The organism is Delftia sp. CH05 (assembly GCF_009827015.1).
GTDB lineage: Bacteria > Pseudomonadota > Gammaproteobacteria > Burkholderiales > Burkholderiaceae_C > Comamonas > Comamonas tsuruhatensis.
The window spans coordinates 15,969-35,197 of record NZ_WUMG01000060.1 but is presented as its reverse complement, the minus strand read 5'-3'; the positions used below and the strand labels follow the sequence as shown (position 1 = coordinate 35,197).

The 19,229-nt window shown below is 68.5% G+C and carries 18 protein-coding genes and 2 pseudogenes; 9 read left to right on the top strand and 11 right to left on the bottom strand.

The window, feature by feature from the left end; genetic code table 11:
• A pseudogene (locus GRX31_RS27815) lies at positions 1–240 on the bottom strand (IS30 family transposase); the annotation flags it as partial.
• A 91-nt stretch (positions 241–331) separates the two neighbouring features.
• Here GRX31_RS27815 and GRX31_RS27810 point away from each other — a divergent pair.
• The 3 genes and pseudogenes from GRX31_RS27810 to GRX31_RS30675 all read left to right on the top strand — a co-directional run bounded on the left by GRX31_RS27810 (position 332) and on the right by GRX31_RS30675 (position 1,658).
• Positions 332–991, top strand: a complete 660-nt coding sequence (locus GRX31_RS27810; RefSeq protein WP_016453992.1) for a hypothetical protein — start codon at positions 332–334, stop codon at positions 989–991.
• Positions 984–1,531 (top strand): annotated as a pseudogene (locus GRX31_RS31115) (GTP-binding protein). Before GRX31_RS27810 ends, GRX31_RS31115 begins: the two are co-directional and overlap by 8 nt.
• Positions 1,521–1,658, top strand: a complete 138-nt coding sequence (locus tag GRX31_RS30675; RefSeq protein WP_017405883.1) for a hypothetical protein — start codon at positions 1,521–1,523, stop codon at positions 1,656–1,658. The pseudogene GRX31_RS31115 and the gene GRX31_RS30675 overlap by 11 nt, the downstream one beginning before the upstream one ends.
• A gap of 59 nt (positions 1,659–1,717) precedes the next feature.
• Here the strand turns inward: GRX31_RS30675 and GRX31_RS27800 are convergent, their stop codons facing one another.
• The gene (locus GRX31_RS27800; protein ID WP_016453989.1) at positions 1,718–2,431 is read right to left on the bottom strand and encodes a Crp/Fnr family transcriptional regulator; all 714 of its coding nucleotides are present in this window, start codon (positions 2,429–2,431) and stop codon (positions 1,718–1,720) included.
• An 89-nt stretch (positions 2,432–2,520) separates the two neighbouring features.
• Between GRX31_RS27800 and GRX31_RS27795 the strand changes: the two genes are divergently transcribed.
• Entirely contained in the window at positions 2,521–4,554 is a 2,034-nt protein-coding gene (locus GRX31_RS27795) for an alkyl/aryl-sulfatase (RefSeq protein WP_160855791.1), read from the top strand.
• Here GRX31_RS27795 and GRX31_RS27790 read toward each other — a convergent pair.
• Positions 4,548–5,279 (bottom strand): uracil-DNA glycosylase, encoded by a 732-nt coding sequence (locus GRX31_RS27790; protein WP_160855789.1) that lies wholly within the window; start codon positions 5,277–5,279, stop codon positions 4,548–4,550. The two genes, GRX31_RS27795 and GRX31_RS27790, sit on opposite strands and share 7 nt — an antisense overlap.
• 233 nt (positions 5,280–5,512) lie before the next feature.
• Here GRX31_RS27790 and GRX31_RS27785 point away from each other — a divergent pair, with 233 nt between their 5' ends.
• Positions 5,513–6,841: a type II toxin-antitoxin system HipA family toxin gene (locus GRX31_RS27785; RefSeq protein WP_160855787.1), complete on the top strand. Its 1,329-nt coding sequence runs from the start codon at positions 5,513–5,515 to the stop codon at positions 6,839–6,841.
• A 5-nt stretch (positions 6,842–6,846) separates the two neighbouring features.
• Positions 6,847–7,170 carry a helix-turn-helix domain-containing protein gene (locus tag GRX31_RS27780; protein WP_016449541.1) on the top strand — a complete coding sequence of 108 codons (324 nt, stop codon included), beginning with the start codon at positions 6,847–6,849 and terminating at the stop codon, positions 7,168–7,170.
• Here the strand turns inward: GRX31_RS27780 and trpC are convergent.
• The 8 genes from trpC to GRX31_RS27740 all read right to left on the bottom strand — a co-directional run bounded on the left by trpC (position 7,167) and on the right by GRX31_RS27740 (position 16,375).
• Positions 7,167–7,970 (bottom strand): indole-3-glycerol phosphate synthase TrpC, encoded by an 804-nt coding sequence (gene trpC / locus GRX31_RS27775; protein ID WP_016449540.1) that lies wholly within the window; start codon positions 7,968–7,970, stop codon positions 7,167–7,169. The two genes, GRX31_RS27780 and trpC, sit on opposite strands and share 4 nt — an antisense overlap.
• Positions 7,971–8,020: 50 nt before the next feature.
• Positions 8,021–9,055: an anthranilate phosphoribosyltransferase gene (gene trpD / locus GRX31_RS27770; RefSeq protein ID WP_013804671.1), complete on the bottom strand. Its 1,035-nt coding sequence runs from the start codon at positions 9,053–9,055 to the stop codon at positions 8,021–8,023.
• Positions 9,056–9,084: 29 nt separating this feature from the next.
• The gene (locus GRX31_RS27765) at positions 9,085–9,672 is read right to left on the bottom strand and encodes an anthranilate synthase component II (protein ID WP_012202700.1); all 588 of its coding nucleotides are present in this window, start codon (positions 9,670–9,672) and stop codon (positions 9,085–9,087) included.
• Between the two features lie 398 nt (positions 9,673–10,070).
• A complete protein-coding gene (locus GRX31_RS27760; RefSeq protein ID WP_012202699.1) occupies positions 10,071–10,694 on the bottom strand; it encodes a hypothetical protein in 624 nt (207 codons plus the stop codon).
• 28 nt (positions 10,695–10,722) lie between these two features.
• Positions 10,723–12,333 carry a vWA domain-containing protein gene (locus GRX31_RS27755; protein WP_016449538.1) on the bottom strand — a complete coding sequence of 537 codons (1,611 nt, stop codon included), beginning with the start codon at positions 12,331–12,333 and terminating at the stop codon, positions 10,723–10,725.
• Positions 12,334–12,335: 2 nt separating this feature from the next.
• Positions 12,336–13,580, bottom strand: a complete 1,245-nt coding sequence (locus GRX31_RS27750; protein WP_047328002.1) for a toxic anion resistance protein — start codon at positions 13,578–13,580, stop codon at positions 12,336–12,338.
• 22 nt (positions 13,581–13,602) lie between these two features.
• Complete coding sequence (locus GRX31_RS27745; RefSeq protein WP_160855785.1) at positions 13,603–14,715, bottom strand: hypothetical protein; 1,113 nt, start codon at positions 14,713–14,715, stop codon at positions 13,603–13,605.
• 163 nt (positions 14,716–14,878) lie between these two features.
• Positions 14,879–16,375 carry a hypothetical protein gene (locus GRX31_RS27740; RefSeq protein ID WP_160855783.1) on the bottom strand — a complete coding sequence of 499 codons (1,497 nt, stop codon included), beginning with the start codon at positions 16,373–16,375 and terminating at the stop codon, positions 14,879–14,881.
• Between the two features lie 380 nt (positions 16,376–16,755).
• On the opposite strand from GRX31_RS27740, the gene GRX31_RS31060 reads away from it, so the two are divergent.
• The 3 genes from GRX31_RS31060 to GRX31_RS27730 are packed head-to-tail and all read left to right on the top strand — an operon-like array spanning position 16,756 to position 19,213.
• Positions 16,756–16,878, top strand: coding sequence for a hypothetical protein (locus GRX31_RS31060; protein WP_272918455.1), 123 nt, complete (start codon positions 16,756–16,758; stop codon positions 16,876–16,878).
• 58 nt (positions 16,879–16,936) lie between these two features.
• The gene (fabI, locus tag GRX31_RS27735; protein WP_047219041.1) at positions 16,937–17,704 is read left to right on the top strand and encodes an enoyl-ACP reductase FabI; all 768 of its coding nucleotides are present in this window, start codon (positions 16,937–16,939) and stop codon (positions 17,702–17,704) included.
• A 33-nt stretch (positions 17,705–17,737) separates the two neighbouring features.
• A complete protein-coding gene (locus GRX31_RS27730; RefSeq protein ID WP_046987832.1) occupies positions 17,738–19,213 on the top strand; it encodes an efflux transporter outer membrane subunit in 1,476 nt (491 codons plus the stop codon).
• Positions 19,214–19,229 lie beyond the last annotated feature (16 nt).

The following is a 19,229-nucleotide window of genomic DNA, read 5'->3' as shown; positions in this document are numbered from 1 at the left end:
GGATTCGCCCGCAGCCAATGCCCGCGAGATCTCCTCGCGCTCAGCGAGAGTCAGTGCCAATCGTGATCGATGGCGCGCTGGCGGGCGGATTCCGCCGGTTGCGGCCAGGATGTTCTGAATGGAGGTATGTGGCCGATCGAACAGCTTGCCGATCTGGTGCAGGGTATCGCCCTTGCTCCAGCGATCCCACATCATCGCCTTCTGTGCTTCGGTGTAGTAGATCCGAGGTCGTTGCTTCATGGCCAGCACTCCTTGCGCCAGGTGCAGTCATTGTGTTGCATCGACCGGTTGAATTCACAGTTGCGGCTGCAATTGCTGAAGGCAATGCGGCATGGATGAGCGTGCCACTCTCACCTTCACGCTGCGCGGCCTCGATGACCGCGACGCCAGGCTGTTCCGCTCCTTCGTGCGGCTGGTGGACCACCGCACGCAGCACCGCTGGGAATGGACGGAATCCTCGGCCGATCTGGTGGTACTACATGACGGCGTGCACGAGCCGCCGTCCAGCCGGGTGACGCTGCGCGTGGGCCGCCAGCCCCAGAGCACCCGCCCCACGGGTGACTACCTGAGCCTGCCCCTGCGCGCCGACGCGGTGGAGGACTGCCTCAATGCCATGGGCCTGCGCGCCCTGGCCGTGCGCCAGACGGCATCCGGGCAACGCATGGTGGTGGCACCCCACCCGGCAGCGGCGACCGACATGCTGGTGCAGCTGCTGCGCTGGCCCCCCCAGCGGCTGCTGACAAGCGCGCACCACATGCGCCTGGCCACGTTGATGACGGGCCGGCCGACCACCTTGCAGGCGCTGTGCCGGCGCTCGGGCCTTGCGCCGGAGATCTGCGCGGCCTTCCTGAACCGCCTCGATGCCATCGGCCTGCTGCGCTGGACCGCCGCGGCACCCCGCAGCAGCGCTGCCCCGGGTCCTGCCCAGGGCATTCTCGACCGCATCCGCCAGCGGCTGGCCCAATTGACGAGAGCCTCCGTGCATGAGTGAGCTGAAGATCCTGATTTGCGGAACCGCGGGCGCGGGCAAGACCACCGCCATACGCGCCATCAGCGAGATCGCTCCGGTCAGCACCGACGTGCGCAACACCGATGCGGCAGTGGACAAGGCCCTGACCACCGCCGGCATGGACTACGGAGAACTCACCCTGGACAACGGCGAAAACTGCACCTGTACGGCACGCCGGGCCAGGAGCGCTTCGACTTCATGTGGAACATCCTCTCGCACGGCGCGCTGGAGGTGATCCTGCTGATCGACAACAGTCGGCCCGACCCACTGGGCGACCTGGATACCTACATCAATGCCCTGTCCGCCACGCTGCGCACCACGGCCTGCGTGGTGGCCGTGTGCCGCATGGACCGGCATGGCCGGCCCGACCTCGAAGGATTTGCCCTGCACCTGCAGTCGCGTGGCCTGCTATGCCCGGTGGTGCCGGCCGATGTGCGCGAGCGCGCGCAGGTGGTGGCACTGATCGAGTTGCTGCTGCTGCAGATCGAAGCCCTGTCGCAGGACAGCCCCCATGCAGAATGACCCCGCGCTGAAGGCGCGCGCCCACCGCGAGGGACTGTTCCTCTACCTGGTGCTCGACAGGGCCAAGGCCCATCTCGCACTGGCGCGGTGCAAGGTGCAGGACGTGGAAGGCGTGCTGGTGGTCTGAAACGGCGGCCAGTTAGCACGTAGCGCCGCCTTGATGAACCCTCACACAACCGGGCCTTCTCAGAACCGCTCGGCGCACAGCGCCTGCCATTGCAGGATCTCGATCTCGCCGCGCTGCACCCGGATGAGGCCCCGCGCCTGCAGGCCCTGCAGCAGCACGTTGGTGGTCTGGCGCGAGATCGACAGCATGCGCGCCAGCTGCTCCTGCGTGATATCCAGGCGCGGCCGGGCCGGCACATCGTCCAGCCGCTCGCCGTAGCCGCGCGCCATGGCCACCAGGCGGCGCGCCAGCCGCTGGGGTGCGGGCATCAGGGCCAGGTCCTCCAGCGCCGCGAAGGCCGCGCGCATGCGCCCCGACATCAGCACGCCCAGGTCATGCCAGTGCGCGGGATGCTGCTGCAGCCAGTCCAGCAGCGGCTGGCGTGGCACCTGCAGCACCTCGCTGGGCTCCATGGCGTGGGCATCATGGGTGCGCGGCGAGCCGTCGAACAGCGCGATCTCGCCAAACCAGGTGGCCGGGCCCATGCGCGTGAGCAGGGCCTCGCGCGCCTGCTCGCTCTGGCCGCCCACACCGGAGAAACCGATGCTGCCGCGGACCACGGCGAACAGCCCGCCCTCCAGCGCATCGCCGCGCAGGAACAGGGCTTCGCCCGCCTCCAGGCGGCGGGGCTGGGCCAGGGCCAGCAGCAAATCGGCAAACTGCGGCGCCAATGCGCTGAACCAGCGGCCGGCGCGCAGCGTGGGCAGGTAGGAAGAGGCGAGGGAAGCTTGCATGGAAAGGGATGTCGGGTGGCTGACAGACACAGCCGGCGGGCCTGCGTATTTTCGCCGCTGACATCGAACACATGCCAGGAGACCTTCCCATGCAAGCCTCACACCCCCTGCCCCGCGCGCTGGCGCGCCCTTGCCGCCTGCTGGCCAGCCTGGCCGCCGCCGCCCTGCTGAGCGCCTGCGCAGGCAGCAGCCTGCCGGTCTCCGACATGGCCCGGCCACAGGCAGCCAGCGCGGCCACGCGCGCGGCCCAGCAGGCTGCGCTGGCGCAGCAGCCTCAGGACGACGCCCAGGCCATGGAGGACGCGCAACGCGGCCTGATCGCCTCGGCGGATGCGCTGGTGGTGCGCAATGCCCAGGGCCGGCCCATCTGGGGCATGCAGGCCTATGCATTCCTGCAGCAGGACCAGGCGCCCGACACCGTGCACCCCGCGCTGTGGCGCCAGGCACAGCGCAACCGCGTCAGCGGCCTGTTCCAGGTGACGGACGGGCTCTACCAGGTGCGCGGCCTGGACCTGTCGAACATGAGCATCATCGAGGGCGAGACGGGCCTGATCGTGGTCGATCCGCTGATGTACACCGAGACCGCCCAGGCCGCCATGGACCTGTACTACCAGCACCGACCGCGCAAGCCGGTGGTGGCCGTCGTCTACTCGCACAGCCATGTGGACCATTTCGGCGGCGTGCGCGGCGTGGTGCGCCAGGAAGAGGTGGATGCTGGCCGCGTGCAGGTCATCGCCCCGGCGGGCTTCATGGCCGAGGCCGTGGGCGAGAACGTGATCGCCGGCCATGCCATGGGCCGGCGCGCGCTCTACCAGTTCGGCATGCTGCTGCCGCGCGATGCCAGGGGACAGGTGGACGCAGGGCTGGGCAAGGCGGGTGCGCCCGGCACCATGGGGCTGATCGCGCCCACGCGCTTGATCGACAAGCCGCGCGAGACCCTGCGCATCGACGGCGTGGACATCGAATTCACGCTCACGCCCGGGGCCGAGGCGCCGGCCGAGATGATCATGTACTACCCCCAGCTCAAGGTGCTGAACATGGCCGAGATCGCCGTGCACACCCAGCACAACCTGCTGCCGCTGCGCGGCGCCCAGGTGCGCGATGCGCTGGGCTGGTCGCGCCACCTGAACGACGCCCTGCACGCCTATGGCGGCCAGGCACAGATCCTGATCGCCCAGCACCACTGGCCGGTCTGGGGCCAGCCCCGGCTGCAGCGCATGCTGGCCAGCCAGCGCGACACCTACAAATACCTGCACGACCAGACCGTGCGCCTCATGAACCACGGCTACGTGGGCTCGGAGATCGCCGAGATGCTGAAGATGCCCGAATCCCTGGCCCGCGACGGCGCCACACATGCCTTCTACGGCCACCTGCGCCACAACATACGCGCCATCTACCAGCACTACCTGGGCTACTACGAAGGCAACCCGGCCCAGCTGGAGGCGCTGCCGCCCGTGCCCGCGGCGCGCAAGACCGTGGAATACATGGGTGGCGCCGACGCCGTGCTGCGCCGTGCGCAGGCCGACTACGAGCGCGGCGAATACCGCTGGGTGGCGCAGATCGCCTCGCAGCTGGTCTTTGCCGACCCGGCCAACCAGGCCGCGCGCCGCCTGGCCGCCAATGCCTATGAGCAGCTGGGCTACCAGATGGAATCGGCCACGGCCCGCAATGCCTTCCTGCAGGGCGCGGCGGAGCTGCGCCAGGGCGTGCCCCAACTGCCCAGGCCCGGCAGCGCCGCGCGCGACCTGGTGCGCAGCCTGCCGCTGGAGATGTTCTTCGACTACCTGGGCGTGCGGCTGGACGCCGGCAAGGCCGCAGGCCAGCGCATCGTGCTCAACTGGACCTTCACCGACACCGGCGAGCAGCGCAGCCTGAACCTGGAGAACAGCGCCCTCACCCAGAGCCCGGGCCTTGCGCCCTCCGCCCATGCCAGCCTGCGCCTGACGCGCGCCACGCTGGACGCCATTGCAGGTCAGGAGACCACGATGGCCGAGGCCATCAAGAGCGGCCAGCTGCGCATCGAGGGCGACGCTTCCAAGGTGACGGCGCTCATGTCCATGCTGGACCGCTTCGACAGCGTGTTCCCCATCGTGGAGCCACGCCCCGAGCGGGCCGCTCAGTAACCGTGCTGGGCGCGGAAGTCGCGCGCCTTGCCGAAGTGCCCGTTGCCGATGAAGGGCACGGGCGGGCGCAGCGCCGACAGAGGCGAGGGATGGTTGCTGGTCAGCACCAGATGGCCCCGGTCGGCCGGAATGAAGGCGCGCTTGGACTGCGCATGGCTGCCCCAGAGCATGAAGACCACGGGGCGCGTGCCCTGGGCGATGTGCCGGATCACCGCATCGGTCAGCAGCTCCCAGCCCTTGCCCGAGTGGCTGGCCGCCTGACCCTCCTCCACCGTGAGACAGGTGTTGAGCAGCAGCACGCCGTTCCTGGCCCACTTGACCAGGCTGCCGCCCGGGTTGGGGAACGGCGGGAAGGGCACGCCCAGGTCACGCTGCATCTCCTTGAAGATGTTCTGCAGCGAGGGCGGCATGCGCACGCCCGGCGCCACCGAGAACGACAGGCCTTCGGCCTGCCCCCGGCCGTGGTAGGGGTCCTGCCCCAGGATGACCACGCGCACCTCATCGGGCGGTGTCAGCTCCAGCGCGCGCAGCGGCTGGGGCGGAAAGATCACGGCGCCGGCTTCCAGGCGCTGGTGCAGAAAGATCAGCAGCTGCTGGCCCGTGGCACCCGCGAAGAAGTCCTCGACCAGGGGCTGCCAGTCGGGCGCAACGGGCCAGTCGGCGGGATCGGCGGATTGGAGTTGGTCGGCTTGCGCCGGGGCGATTGCGTCGTCTTGAAGGGCCATGGCGGATGGGGGCACCGCCGCCACATGCCGAGGCAGCAGCCTCCCTCAATAAAGTACAGCTGAAATGCATGGGCGCAAGCGCCATGCCTGTTGGATCACGGCAAGCATACCTTTGCCTGCGGCGGGGAGGTACGTCCGCCTCCAATGGCGCCCCAAAGACAGACAATGGTTACACGGAAAAACATACGAAAACCCTTGAGTCAGCCCAATGCTTTACCTAGAATTTCGTGTAAATGACCGCAAACTGCACTCTACAACTGCACCACTGCAGCGCCTGGCACGACGTCGCGAGCGTGGACCTGCGCGGGCAGCAAGGAGAAGGCTGGAAGGCCAGCACCTACTCGGGCTATACCGTGGACTGGGCGGTCCAGCATGCGGGCGCCACCGATGCCCGCGCCCTTTGTGCCCGTTGGCCTGTGGGGCTGGAGCCCCTGCAGCAGGTGCATTGGCCAGTCTTTCTGATCGACATGCTGCCTCAAGGCTTTGGTCGGCGCGAGCTGCTGCAACGCCTGGGCCAATCTCCCCTGGCAGGTGCGGTTGCCGACTGGCAGTTGCTGCTGGCCGGGGCAGGTAACCCCATAGGAAACCTGCGCGTCAAGGAAGCGGCGCAATGGCTGGGCAACCATGCGGGAGGCATGCGCGGGTTCACCGACGAGGAGGTTGCGCAACGCGGCGACGAGTTCTCCGAGTACCTTGCCTCGCATGGCCTGTTTGTTGCCGGGTCCTCCGGGATACAAGGCGAGTGGCCCAAGGTGCTGCTGACACGCGCCCAGGATGGTCTGCTGTACCTGGACCACACCCTTGCGGACGAGCAGGCGGTGCAGCACTACATCGTCAAGTTCGGACGCGGCACCGACCCGCAGCTGGCCTGCATCCTCAGGCATGAGGCCACCTATATGCGTCTGGCCGCCGATCTGGAACTGCGGGTGCATGCACCGCTGGAGTTGCACCAGCGTGCGCTGTTCATACGACGGTTTGACCGGCAGGTGCGCCAGGGCGCGGTCACGCGACTGGCGCAGGAAAGCATTGCCACGCTGACCGGCATGCCAGGCTTCGAAGCCGTGCCCGACCATGACACGGTCTGCCTGGAGCTGATGCGGCACTGCAGCCACCCGCAGCAGGAAGTGCTCGAATACATCAAACGCGACATTGCCAACCTGGCCCTGGGCAACAAGGACAACCACGCGCGCAACACCGCCGTGCAGCGCGGTTTCGATGGCCGCATCGCGCTCACGCCCCTGTACGACTTTGCGCCCATGTATCTCCACCCGGACGGCATTGCCCGACGCATCCGCTGGCGGGATGAACAGGGCGGCCGGCCCGATTGGGGCCGTGTGCTGGATAGCGTCTGTGCGCTGGCCGCGCAGCTCCCTCGAAAACGCCGGGGCACGCAGTCGGATCCGTTGCAGCGCGATCCACTGGTGAAAGGCCTCAAGGCCATGATTCCCGCGCTGAAGCGCATCGCCGCAGACGGTCTGGCGCTAGGGCTGGAGCCCGAGGTTCTCGACCACCTGCGTCCCGCCCTCCTGGCACGTGCGCAGGAGCTCGCTGCGCTGCGCTGAAGACCATGGACAAGCGTTTCACCCCCATTCCCATTGCCCAGCAGCTGGAGCTGCGCAGGCAGGCTATTGACGATGTGCTGGCCCACCCCGAATGGTCTTTGCCGCAGGCCGTGCGGCATCTGAAGAAGACCATGCGGCTGACCACGGCCGAGATGGCCAAGCTTTGCGGCGTTTCCTATAGAACGCTGCAGGACATCGAGCAGGAGCGCAGCGAAGGCAGCGTGCAGACCATGAACCGCATCTTGGCCATGCTGGGGCTCAAGCTCGGGGTGGTGCGCATCGTGCGGACCCCGGATTCACCGGCCGGCCCGCACAACGACGCGTCTTAGGCAAACAGCTTGGCCAGCGCCTCCCCCGGCTCCTTGGCGCGCATGAAGGCCTCGCCCACCAGGAAGCCGTGGATACCGGCATCGCGCATGGCCTTGACGTCCTCACGGCTGCCGATGCCCGACTCGGTGACCAGCAGGCGGTCTGCCGGCACGTTCTTTTGCAGGTCCAGCGTGGTCTGGATGCTGACCTCGAAGCTGCGCAGGTTGCGGTTGTTGATGCCCACCAGCGGCGTCTTGAGCCGCAGGGCGCGGTCCAGCTCGGCGCCGTCGTGCACCTCGACCAGCACGGCCATGTCCAGGCTGTGGGCGATCTGTTCCATCTCGGCCATCTGCGCGTCGTCCAGGCAGGCGGCGATCAGCAGCACGCAGTCGGCGCCCATGGCGCGCGATTCGTAGATCTGGTAGGGATCGACCATGAAGTCCTTGCGCAGCACGGGCAGGTGGCAACTGGCGCGCGCCTGCTTGAGATAGTCCACGCTGCCCTGGAAGAACTGCTTGTCGGTCAGCACCGAGAGGCAGGCGGCGCTGACGCCCTTGCCGTCGCCATCGGCATAGCTTTGCGCGATGTCGGCGGGGATGAAGTCCTCGCGGATCACGCCCTTGCTGGGGCTGGCCTTCTTGATCTCGGCGATCACGCCGGCCTGGCCGGCGGCGATCTTGGCGCGCAGCGCGCCCACGAAGTCGCGCGTGAGCACGCGGCTTTCGGCGTCGCGGCGCATGTCCGCGAAGGGCATGCGCTTCTGGGCGGCGGCCACTTCCTGCACTTTCACGTCGCAGATTTGCTTGAGGATGTCGGACACGTTGCTTTCCTTGGTTTCTTGTATTCGGTGGTCGATGGGGGCTGCGCGGCTCAGGCCGTCAGCCGGGCCGTGTAGGCCACGAGTTCGTTGAGCTTGGCCAGGGCAGCGCCGCTGTCCAGCGCCGCCTGGGCGCGGGCCATGCCGTCCTCGATGCTGGAGGCCACGTTGGCCGCATACAGGGCAGCACCCGCGTTCAGGCAGACGATGTCGCGCGCGGCACTCTTTTCGCCATGGAGCACGCCCAGCAGCATGGCCTTGGATTCCTCGGGATTGTCCACCTTGAAGGCGCGCGTGCCCACCATGCGCAGGCCGAAGTCCTCGGGATGGATCTCGTACTCGCGCACCACGCCGTCCTTGAGCTCGCCCACCAGGGTGCCCGCGCCCAGGCTGATCTCGTCCAGGCCGTCGCGGCCATAGACCACGATGGCGTGCTCGGCGCCCAGGCGCTGCAGCGCGCGCACCTGGATGCCGACCAGGTCCTCGTGGAACACGCCCATGAGGATGTTGGGCGCGCTGGCCGGATTGGTCAGCGGGCCCAGGATGTTGAAGATGGTGCGCACGCCCAGCTCCTTGCGCACGGGCGCCACGTTCTTCATGGCCGGGTGGTGGTTGGGCGCGAACATGAAGCCGATGCCCACGTCGGCGATGCTGCGCGCGATCTGCTCGGGGCTGAGCTGGATGTTGACGCCCAGCGCCTCCATGGCGTCGGCGCTGCCGCTCTTGCTGCTGACGCTGCGCCCGCCGTGCTTGCTGACCTTGCCGCCCGCCGCCGCGATCACGAAGATGGAGCAGGTGGAGATGTTGAAGGTGTTGGCGCCATCGCCGCCCGTGCCCACGATGTCCACCAGGTGGCGCTTGTCCTCCACATGGACCTTGTTGGAGAACTCGCGCATGACCTCGGCCGCGGCCGTGATCTCGCCGATGGTCTCCTTCTTCACGCGCAGGCCGGTGACGATGGCCGCCGTCATCACGGGCGACAGCTCGCCGCGCATGATCAGGCGCATCAGGTGCAGCATCTCGTCGTGGAAGATTTCGCGGTGCTCGATGGTGCGCTGCAGCGCTTCCTGGGGGGTGATCTGGGTCATTGCGGTGTCTCGGTTGGGTGCCGGCCTGCTCAGGCCTTCTGTTCCAGGAAATTCTTGAGCATGGCATGGCCATGCTCGGTGAGGATGCTCTCGGGGTGGAATTGCACGCCCTCGATGGCCAGGCTGGTGTGGCGCACGCCCTGGATCTCGCCGTCCTCGCTGGTGGCCGTGATCTCCAGGCATTCGGGCAGGCTGGAGCGCGCAATGGCCAGCGAGTGGTAGCGGTTGACCGTGAACTGCTCGGGCAGGTCGGCGAACACGCCCTTGCGGTCGGTGGTGATGACGCTGGTCTTGCCATGCATCTGCTGGCCCGCGCGCACGATGTCGCCGCCGAAGGCCGCGCCAATGCTCTGGTGGCCCAGGCACACGCCCAGGATGGGCAGGCGGCCTGCAAAGTGCTGGATGGCCGCCACGGAAATACCGGCTTCGGCCGGCGAGCAGGGGCCGGGCGAGATCACCAGGCGGTCGATCTTCTCGCGCTCGACCAGGGCGATCACCTCGTCCAGCGTGGCCTCGTCATTGCGCACCACGGTGACATCGGCACCCAGCTCGCCGAAGTACTGGACGATGTTGTAGGTGAAGCTGTCGTAGTTGTCGATCATCAGCAGTCTGGTCATACCGGCTCCTGGGTCTCAAAGGGAAAAACGGGTGGCACGGGCATGCCGCAGCGAAGGCTGGCGCGGGAATGCGCGCAATGCTGCCTGGGTCTGGAAGGGGGAATCTGAGGGCATCTGGGCAATCTCCTGGGTTCTGGGAGCCGCCGTGCCGGGGAGCCATCTGCTGAGTGAGCCTTGCTGCCGTCACGGCGGCAAGGTGCGGTACGCAACCGCGACGACGTGCCGCTTCCTTATTGGAAGCGCCACCACTGTGCAACGATGATCGAAACGGGCGTACCGTTCATGGCTGTCTTGGATCGAGAGTTCAGGTGTCTGGAAGACGGGAATGCAGCAGGCTGCATGGCGGAGCATGCTAACACAGGGTCCGCGCAGCGTGGCGGGACGACCCTGCAGGCGCCTCACTTCAGGAAATCCGGCTGGTCGAACTTCTGCTTCAAGAAGCGGCCATTGGCCAGCAGCGCCTGCGCGTCGCTGGCCGCCACATGGGCCACCACCTGCTGCATCTGCCCGGCCAGCAGCGCCAGCTGCTCGGTCAACAGCTGCCTGGGCGTCTTGCCGTCCTGCACGGGCTGGGTGACACGGAACAGCGGCGGCAGCGCCGCATAGTGCGACAGCGTGGCGGGCAGGTACTGCAGCACCGTTTCGCGCACGGTGAACAAGCCGTCGTTGAAGACCGGGCCGGCGTCGGCCAGCGAGGGCAGCACCTCGTGCACCGAGCCGCGCACGCTGTCCAGGTGCTTTTGCATCTCGGGCGTGAGCATCGGGCGGGCCTTTTGCACCAGCTCGTCGATGCGTTCGCGGATGTCCTCGGCGCTCCAGTGCTGCTGCAGCGCCCGCTCGAAGCTGGCACCCGCGGGCTGCAGGGCCCAGCCCAGCAGCAGGCCCGCGACGTACAGGCCCAGCGTGATCCAGCCCCAGCCGGCACCGATCACGCCGGCAAACAGCAGCACCGGCCCCAGCAGGGCCAGCGCCAGGCCGGCGAGGTTGCCATTGCCGTAGAAGAAAAGCTGCAGGCGGCGCATCAGGCAGGTCCGATCGCTGGCGGCGCTGTCACTGGTAGCCCCGGATTTCCTTGAACACCAGCGGCAGCCCGCTCTTGCCGGTGTTGCGCGCATCGAAGGCGCGCCCGCCCGTCAGCGCGGCCAGGGCCTGCATTTCGCCGGACTGCGCCTCGCCAAAGATGATGGGAAAAACGCGCACCAGCGGCGCGCCGCCGTCGCGCGCCATGCGCTGCTCGCGCTCGAATGCGGCCCAGTCGCGGCCGGCCGTGTTGGCGCCATCGGTCAGCAGCACGATGCTGACGAAGCGCTCGGGATCGGCCCGCAGTTCCTGGCGTGCCTGCTGCTGGGCCAGCGTGAGCGCGTCGTAGATGGCCGTGCCGCCGTCGGCCACCAGGCTGTCGGCATAGGCCAGCACCTGGGCGCTTGCGGCCTGCAGGTCGCCCGCCGCGAACTGCACGCGCGCGGGCTGGCCGACCAGGCCCGAAAACGGAATCAGCAGCACGCGCTCGCGCGCCTGGAAGGCGGCATAGCGCTGGCTGGCGGCCGAGGCCTCGGCGCCGGACAGCAGCTTGAGCGCCTCCTTCATCTGCGCCAGCCGCGCACCCTTCATGGAGCCGCTCACGTCCAGCACGAAGATGCTGGTGGCCGGACGGCGCAGATCGCTCTGGTAGGCCGAGAGCACGGCATCGATCACCTCCAGCCGGTTCGGAAAGCTCAGCTCCACCACGGGCGCCGTGGGCAGGGCCGGGCTGGCCTGCGCCTCGGGGCTGGCGGGGCGCAGCTGGGCCTGGCGCAACGGCTGGCCCTGGAAGGCGGGGGCCTTGAACTGGGCGACCAGCCGGTCATAGTCTGCGCGCCGCGCAGCGTTGAGCAGCATCAGCGGATAGTCGGCCGAGATCACGCCGTCGCGCGGGTAGACCAGGGTGAGCCGGTCGGCGGCGGGCAGCTTCTCGTTCAGGCGCAGGATCACGGCCTCGTAGTTGACCAGCGCATCGACGGCGCCGGGCTCGCGCTCGAAGGCCTCGGCCAGCCAGCCGGAGCTGCCGGCGGTGAGCTTCTGGCCCGACAGGAAGTCCTTGAGCACCTTGGCATTGACCTCCCTGGCGTCCAGGTCCTCGGTCTTGCCGGCCACGGCCGAGGCCACGGCGAACAGTGCGCTCATGCCGGTGTTGGAACTGGCCGGATTGGTCATGCCGTAGCGCAGCCGGCCCTGGGCGGCAGCGCGTGCGATGTCGGCCCAGGTGGGCGGGGCCTTTTCCCAGCCCAACTTGTGCAGCACGGGGACCTTCACGCCCAGGGCCACGCGCGAGTAGAAAAGCTTTTCGCGCGCCAGCGGCTTGTTCGCCAGCGCCAGCGCGGGATAGGCGCCATTGGGCGGCAGGATGGCGTCGTACTGCTCGCCCGCATTGATGCGCTCGACCATCTCCAGCGTGCCTGCATAGCTGAGCTTGAGCGGTACGCCCGCCGCCGTGGCGGCCTGCTCCAGCGCGGGCGCCACGTCCTTGAGTTCGGAGCCGGCCAGCACGGTGAACGCACCCTGGGGACCGGCGGGCGCATCGGCCTTTGCGGCGGCCTGCGGCGCGGGTTCGGGCGACTTGCCGCAGCCGGCCAGGACCAGCGCAAGGCCCAGCAGCCACCAGGCCGCCAGGCGCCGGAACATGCTCACAGCACCACCTCGCCGGCGGGCGCCTGCAGCGCCTCGCGCACGTCCTCGCGGCGGCTCTTTTCCAGATAGGCGCGGGACTTGTCCACCTCCTGCGACAGCGTGTCCACCGTGGTCTGCATGGAGGCCAGGGCCTTGACCTTGAAGTCGGCCATGGCGTCCATGGTCTGGTAGATGTTGCCGAAGGCCTGCTGCAGCCTGGCGATGTCGATGGTGCTGCCGGCCGCCTGCTCGTGGATCTTCCCGCTTTGCTCGCGCAGCAGCTCGCTGGTGCCGGCGATCAGGTTGCCCGTGGTGGTGTTCAGCGCCGTGATCTGGTCCAGCACCAGCTTCTGGTTGGCCAGCGCCTGCGCCACGATGACGGCCGTGCGCAGGGCGGAGACCGTGGTGGTGGTCGCGCGGTCCACGCCCTTGGCCAGTTCGAGGTTGTTCTTGCGCACCAGGTCCAGCGCCAGGTAGCCCTGCACGTTCACCGCCATCTGGGTGAGCAGGTCGGTGACCTTCTGGCGTGCGTAGAACAGCATGTCCTCGCGCACCACGCGCGCCTTTTCAGGGTCGCTGGCGTCCAGCTGCGCCGCCTTGGCCTCCAGCGCCGCGTCCAGCTTCTTGCCGATGTGGATGTATTTCTCCAGCCGCTCCATCAGGCCCCACAGGTTGGCCTTTTCCTGCTCGATGGCGGCGTTGTCGCGCAGCAGCTCGTCCTTGCCGCGCTTGAGGCTGTCGATGATGGCGTTCAGGTGGCTCTGGCTGGACTGGAACTTGTCGAAGTAGTCCACCAGCCTGTTGCCCATGGGGATCAGGCCCAGCAGCTTACGCGGCTTGAACAGGTCATCCTGGCGCGAGGGGTCCAGCGCCTCCACCTGGCGGCGCAGGTCGATCAGGCCCTGGCCGATCTGGCTGCCCTGGTCGAACAGGCCGTTGTTCAGCGTCTTGACGGGGCGCTCCAGCATGCGGTTGGAGACGGCCGCAGCGGCCTGCACCTCCTTGTTGCCCATGCCGTGGATGCGCTCGACCGCGCCCTTGAAGGCGGGCGACTGGCTGTCGTTGGCGGTGATGTCGTCGATGAACTGCGCCACCTGCGCGTCCAGCTGCTGCACTTCCTCGGCCTTCAGGCGGACCTTGCCGCTGGCCGACTCGATGGGCACGGGCAGGGCGGGCGCGGGCGGCTCCAGCACGAAATCCTGCTCCTGTGCAGGCACGGCCACGGCGGCGCTGGCCGTGGTGGTCTGGGGGGTGTTGCTCATCGGTTGCTCCTGGAACGTTCGGTCATTTGAAGCGCTGCTCCATGTCCACGATCATTCGCTCCAGCCACTCCTGGCTGGGCGGTTCGATCACATCCACCAGCGGCGCGGGCGCCTGCACGCCCTGCCCGGCCCAGCGCTCGGGGCCGTGCGTGTCGCCGCCGGTGCGAAAGCCGTATTCCTGCGCCAATGCGCGCAGCTGCGGGTCGGATTCGAGCAACTGGCCCACGCGCTCGCCTGCCGGCGTGTAGGGCACGAGCACATGCTTGGAATACAGCGTGGGCTGCGGGTAGAGCATCACCATCTCGCCGCTCCTGCGCTGCGGGTGGCGCAGCAGGAACTCCACCAGCTGCGACTCATAGGCCACCAGCAGCGGCGCCTTGCCCATGCCCAGGGCCAGGTAGTCCTCGAACGGCCCGGCCGACGAGCTTTCCTGGAAGCCCTGGCGCAGGAACAGCGGCGCCACCTGCGGCATCACGCGCTCCAGGTCGGCCGGGCTCTGCACCACCTGCTGGCCGTTGAGCACATAGCTGGCCAGCGCCAGGTACATGGCCGCGCTGTTGGAGCTGCGCACATCGGTGCTGGCGGGCAGCACGGCCTTGCCGGTGGCAAAGGCGCCGGAGGCCTTCAGGTCACGCCAGCGCGTGCCCTTGCCGGCCATGGCCAGCAGGGCCGGCAGATCGGTCACGTAGTGGAAGTCGCCCTGCTTTTGCGCAACGCCATTGGCGATCAGGATCTCGGCAATGGGCCGCCAGCTGGCGAACACGATGGGCGTGTAGAACGGCGTGTAGACCGTGCCGGCCCTGGCCGCCGCCTTGAGCTGGGCTGCAGCCGGCGCCCCCGAGGGAAAGCCGAAGTCGTACTGCTTGGGGTCGTAGCTGTTGGCAATGCTGCGCGAGCCGGCCTTTTGCACCGTCACCGTCACGCCGTGGCGCGCCAGCACGTCGCGCACGCGCTCGTCCTGGAAGAAGGCTTCCTTCTCGGAGCCGATCAGGCCGCGTGCCGTCACGGACTGCTGCTGCGCCCGCTGCGCCTGGCGGTCCTGCACCAGGGCCGTGCGCGAGTACCAGACGCCGCCGCCCACGGCCGCCAGCAGCAGCGCCGCCAGCCCCGCCGCCAAAGCACGGCGGGCGTTCATTGAGAGGCTCCGCCCTGGATGACGGCAAGATGAAATTCGGTCATGAACGCGCGGGCCGTTGTCATGTCTTGTTCAAAAAAACTTCTTATACGGAAGTTGTGTGACACAACGACGACACGCGGCCCGGCCCGCGCCCCTGCACGCGGTCAGCCCCCCGCAGACACTACTTCACCGCGATCCGCTCCGTGAAGCTGCGCCCGCTGGGCGTCTCGCGTTGCTGGCGCACGCGGTGGTCCACGAGCTGCTCCCAGGTCTGCATCTGGCGCTCGTCCGTCTTGCGCAGCGCGCCGGCAACCCGGTTGTCGGCCGTCTCGATCAGCGTGGTGATGCTGCTGCGGTCCTGCACCTTGATCAGATCGTAGTTGCCCGACTGAGGGTCCAGCATGCCGCGATTGCGCGCCTTCCTGGCATGGGCGTCCAGCGACTCGGTCACCACCTGGGCGATGGACTCGCCCGCCGAGCCCCTGGACTGCCGGGTGGTCTTCTGGCCGACCTGGTAGGCGGCCCGGCCGTCCTCGGTCACGGCGCCGAACTCATTGGTCTTTTCGTAGTCGCCACTGAAGCTGGCCTGGAAATCGGCCAGGCCGCTTTGCGTGGCCTGCACGGCCCGCTCCAGCCCGGACAGCGCAGCCAGCCGGGCCGGCGCCGCAGGGGACTGCGCGCTGTGCAGCTGGGTGAAGGCGCTCTTGAACAGGTCCACCAGGTTCGCGTCCGCGCGCCCGCGCTGCGCGGCCACATCAAAGCGCTTCAGATGCTGGTCCAGCGCCGCCTGGCGCTGCGACGCGCTGGCGCCTGCGGGCGCGTCGGACTCCAGGTTGACGGCCAGCTCGCCCGCCGCGCCCTTCATCGCCACCGATCGGCCATCGGCGCCCACATGCAGGCTGAACGAGGACAGGGGCTGCGAAGGCTTGGGGTTCTTGATGTCCAGGTCCAGGCCGGACAGCACGCTGCGATCGAAGTCCATCAGCTTGCCCAGTTCCAGCTGGGGCTTGCCCGGCTTTCCCAGGCCTTCCAGCGCTTCGTCCAGCCCGTCGGCCAGCTGGGCAATGGCCGCGCTCTCGGCCTGGCTCAAGGTGCCGGAACTCTTGACCTCGACCCGCAGCCCGCTGCTGCTGCCCGCTTCGCTGCCGTCGTTCGTGGCAATCCGCAGCTCCACGGTCTGGCCCGATTGCGTGCGGATCTTCAGGCTCACGGTGGCAGCGCCCACGGACACATCGCTCAGTGCGGACTTGTCCAGGGCCTGCGCATCCGCGCTGCCTGCGACGGAGTCGGCCGCCGTGGGCGCCTGGTACTCCGCCACCGTCTGTTGGTAGTCCGACGGCGTGGCCGCAAAGCGCGACAGCAGGGCGCCGCCCAGGCCGCGCCAGCGGTCGGCCAGGCTGGCCGACGGGCCCAGGCCCAGGTTGCGCGCCATCAGGGTGCTGATGTCGTCCCTGTCTTGCGAGGCCCAGGCCCGGGTCAGCCTGAACTGGCCCAGTTCCACGGGCTGCGGCTTGGCATAGATGACGCTGGACCCTGTGGACTGACCCAGCGTGACCTGCGTGCCCGGGTCGGCGGGTGCAGCAGCTGCCGTGATCGCTGACGACCTCACGGACACCGTGGGCCGCATGCCCGCTGCGCTGGCGGCAAAGCTGGCGCCGGTGGATGAAATGCTGGTCATGGATTGATCGTCTTCCTTCGGTCTTGTCTTGACTGAATGGCGGCCCCAGGCCTTTGCAGGCAGGGGATTTTCTCTGTCCACGGACCATCGGCAGATTTCCGGTTTTCTTTACCTCCCATGCACCAATATGGTGTGAATACCTTGTATTCATTGAAATCCGGCCAATACAGGGAATGCTCGGCTGTTGGCGCAAAAAGACACCATTGCTCTACTGGGCACAGCAACCGGCGGCAAGCGGCATTCTCCCCGTGAGGCAGCCCTCTTTGACCTGAGTCAAGACTATGGAGTGAACTGCATCGATATAACGAAACGGCATCGCCAAAATCGGTCGCTGCAGTGCAACATAGATAGAATGAAAAAGACCAGGAGACGATATTGGCATGCAAACCTTTGATTTGCATGCATCAAAACAAGCTATCAAAAGCTTCGGAGTCACAGGAAATACAAACATTCGCCGTGGCGCATATGTCGGCAATGCCGCGCCATGGCCCCGTGATTCCTGACGAAGCCGCCCCAAGGCGGCCTGTTTCCCGGCAGACCTTCTGATCTGGAGCATTCGAGATGACGCTATTGGCTGGCAAAAAAGGCCTGATCGTCGGCATCGCCAACCGCGACAGCATTGCCTGGGCCTGTGCCCGGGCCATGCATGCGGCGGGCGCCGAGATCGGCGCGACCTGGCAGAACGACAAGGCCCGGGCGCATGTGGAGCCCCTGCTCGACGAGATCGGTGCCGAGCTGCGCATGCCGCTGGACGTGGGCGACGACGAGCAGATGCGCGCGCTGTTCGATGCCGCCGCCGTGCGCTGGGGCCGGCTGGACTTCGTGCTGCACGCCGTGGCCTACGCCCCGCGCGCGGACCTGCAGGGCCGCGTGGTGGACAGCTCCCGCGAGGGCTTTGCGCTGGCCATGGACATCTCCTGCCACTCCTTCATCCGCATGGCCCACCTGGCCGAGCCGCTGATGGCCGCCAGCGGCGGCAGCCTCATGACGCTGAGCTACCTGGGCGCCAGCGAGGTCATGCCGCACTACGGAATCATGGGCCCGGTCAAGGCCGCGCTGGAGTCCACCACGCGCTACCTGGCGGCCGAGCTCGGCCCCTCGCGCATCCGCGTCAATGCCGTCTCGCCCGGGCCCATCGCCACGCGTGCGGCCTCGGGCATTGCCGCGTTCGATGAACTCGTGGCCGACAGCGTGCGCCGCTCGCCCATTGCCGGCGAATTGCAGCCCGACGACGTGGGGCCGCTGTGCGCCTTCCTGGCCTCGGACGGGGCGCGCGCCATCACGGGCTGCACGCTGTATGTCGATGGCGGCCACCACATCCTCAACTAGCGGCTGCCGCACCGGCACCCCGCAGCACTGCAGATGACCCTCCCATTCCCCCGAACCGCCGCCGCCGCGCTGGCAGCCGCACTGGCCGCCGCCCTGGCAGGATGTGCCTCCCTGGCGCCGCCGCACGAGCCGCCGCCCCTGCCCACGCCCGAGGCCTGGCCTGCCCATCTGCAGGCGGGCGCCCAGGGTGTCGCCGCCGCCGGCCTGCCCTGGCGCGACTACTTCACCGACCCCGTGCTGCGCCAGCTGATCGCCACCGCGCTGGAGCACAACCGCGACCTGCGCGTGGCCGCGCTGCGCGCCGAAGAGGCGCGCGCGGCCTTCCAGATCCAGCGCTCCGAGCTGTTCCCGGCCATTGGCGTGGGCGGCCAGGCCGCACGGGCGCGCGTGCCTGGCGACCTCAACCTCTCGGGCCGCTCCGTGGTCAGCGGCGAGTACCGCGCCGAGGTCGGCTTCAGCAGCTGGGAGCTGGACCTGTGGGGCCGCGTGCGCAGCCTCAAGGACGCGGCCCTGCAGACCTGGCTGGCCAGCGATGCGGGCCGCCACGCCGTGCAGACCGCGCTGATCGCCCAGGTGGCCGACGGCTACCTGGGCCTGCGCGAGCTGGACGAGCGCGTGGCCATTGCGCGCGAGACGCTGGCCACGCGCCAGGAATCCTTTCGCATCTTCACGCGCCGCGAGGCCGTGGGCGCCAGCTCGCGCCTGCAGCTGGCCCAGGTCCAGACCCTGCTGACCCAGGCGCAGGCCCTGCTGGCCCAGCTGGAGCTGGCACGCGCGCAGCAGCTGCACGCCCTGGCCCAGCTGGTCGGCGCCCACCCGGGTCCGCTGCCCGCCGCCGCACCCTTTGACGACGCCCTGGTGCTGGCCGAGCTGCGGCCGGGCCTGCCCTCGGAGCTGCTCACGGCGCGGCCCGACATTGCCGCGGCCGAGCACCAGCTGCGCGCGGCCCGGGCCCAGATCGGCGCGGCGCGCGCCGCCTTCTTCCCGCGCATTGCGCTCACCGCCCGCTGGGGCACGGCCAGCGCCGAACTCGACGGCCTGTTCGACGGCGGCAGCCGCGCCTGGGCCTTCGTGCCCACGGTGTCCCTGCCCATCTTCGACGGCGGCCGGCGCCGCGCCAACCTGGAGCTGGGCGAGATCCGCAGCGACATGGCCGTGGCCCAGTACGAGAAAGCCATCCAGACCGCCTTCCGCGAGGTGGCCGACGGCCTGGCCGCGCGCCGCTGGCTGTCCGAACAGATCACCGTGCAGCGCACCGCCGTGCAGGCCCAGGCCGAGCGCGCGCGGCTGGCGCAGCTGCGCTACGACAACGGCTCGGCCGCCTACCTGGAGGTGCTGGACGCCCAGCGCGACCTGCTGGCCGCACGCCAGCAACTGGTGCAGGCGCGGCGCGCCCTGCTGTCCAGCCAGGTAGGCCTGTATGCCGCCCTGGGCGGCGGCAGCGGCGCCGAACCTGCCGCGCTGCCCGCCACCGTGCCGGCCACGCCTGCCGATCCCCCGAATTCCTGAAGCATCCGGACCCGCC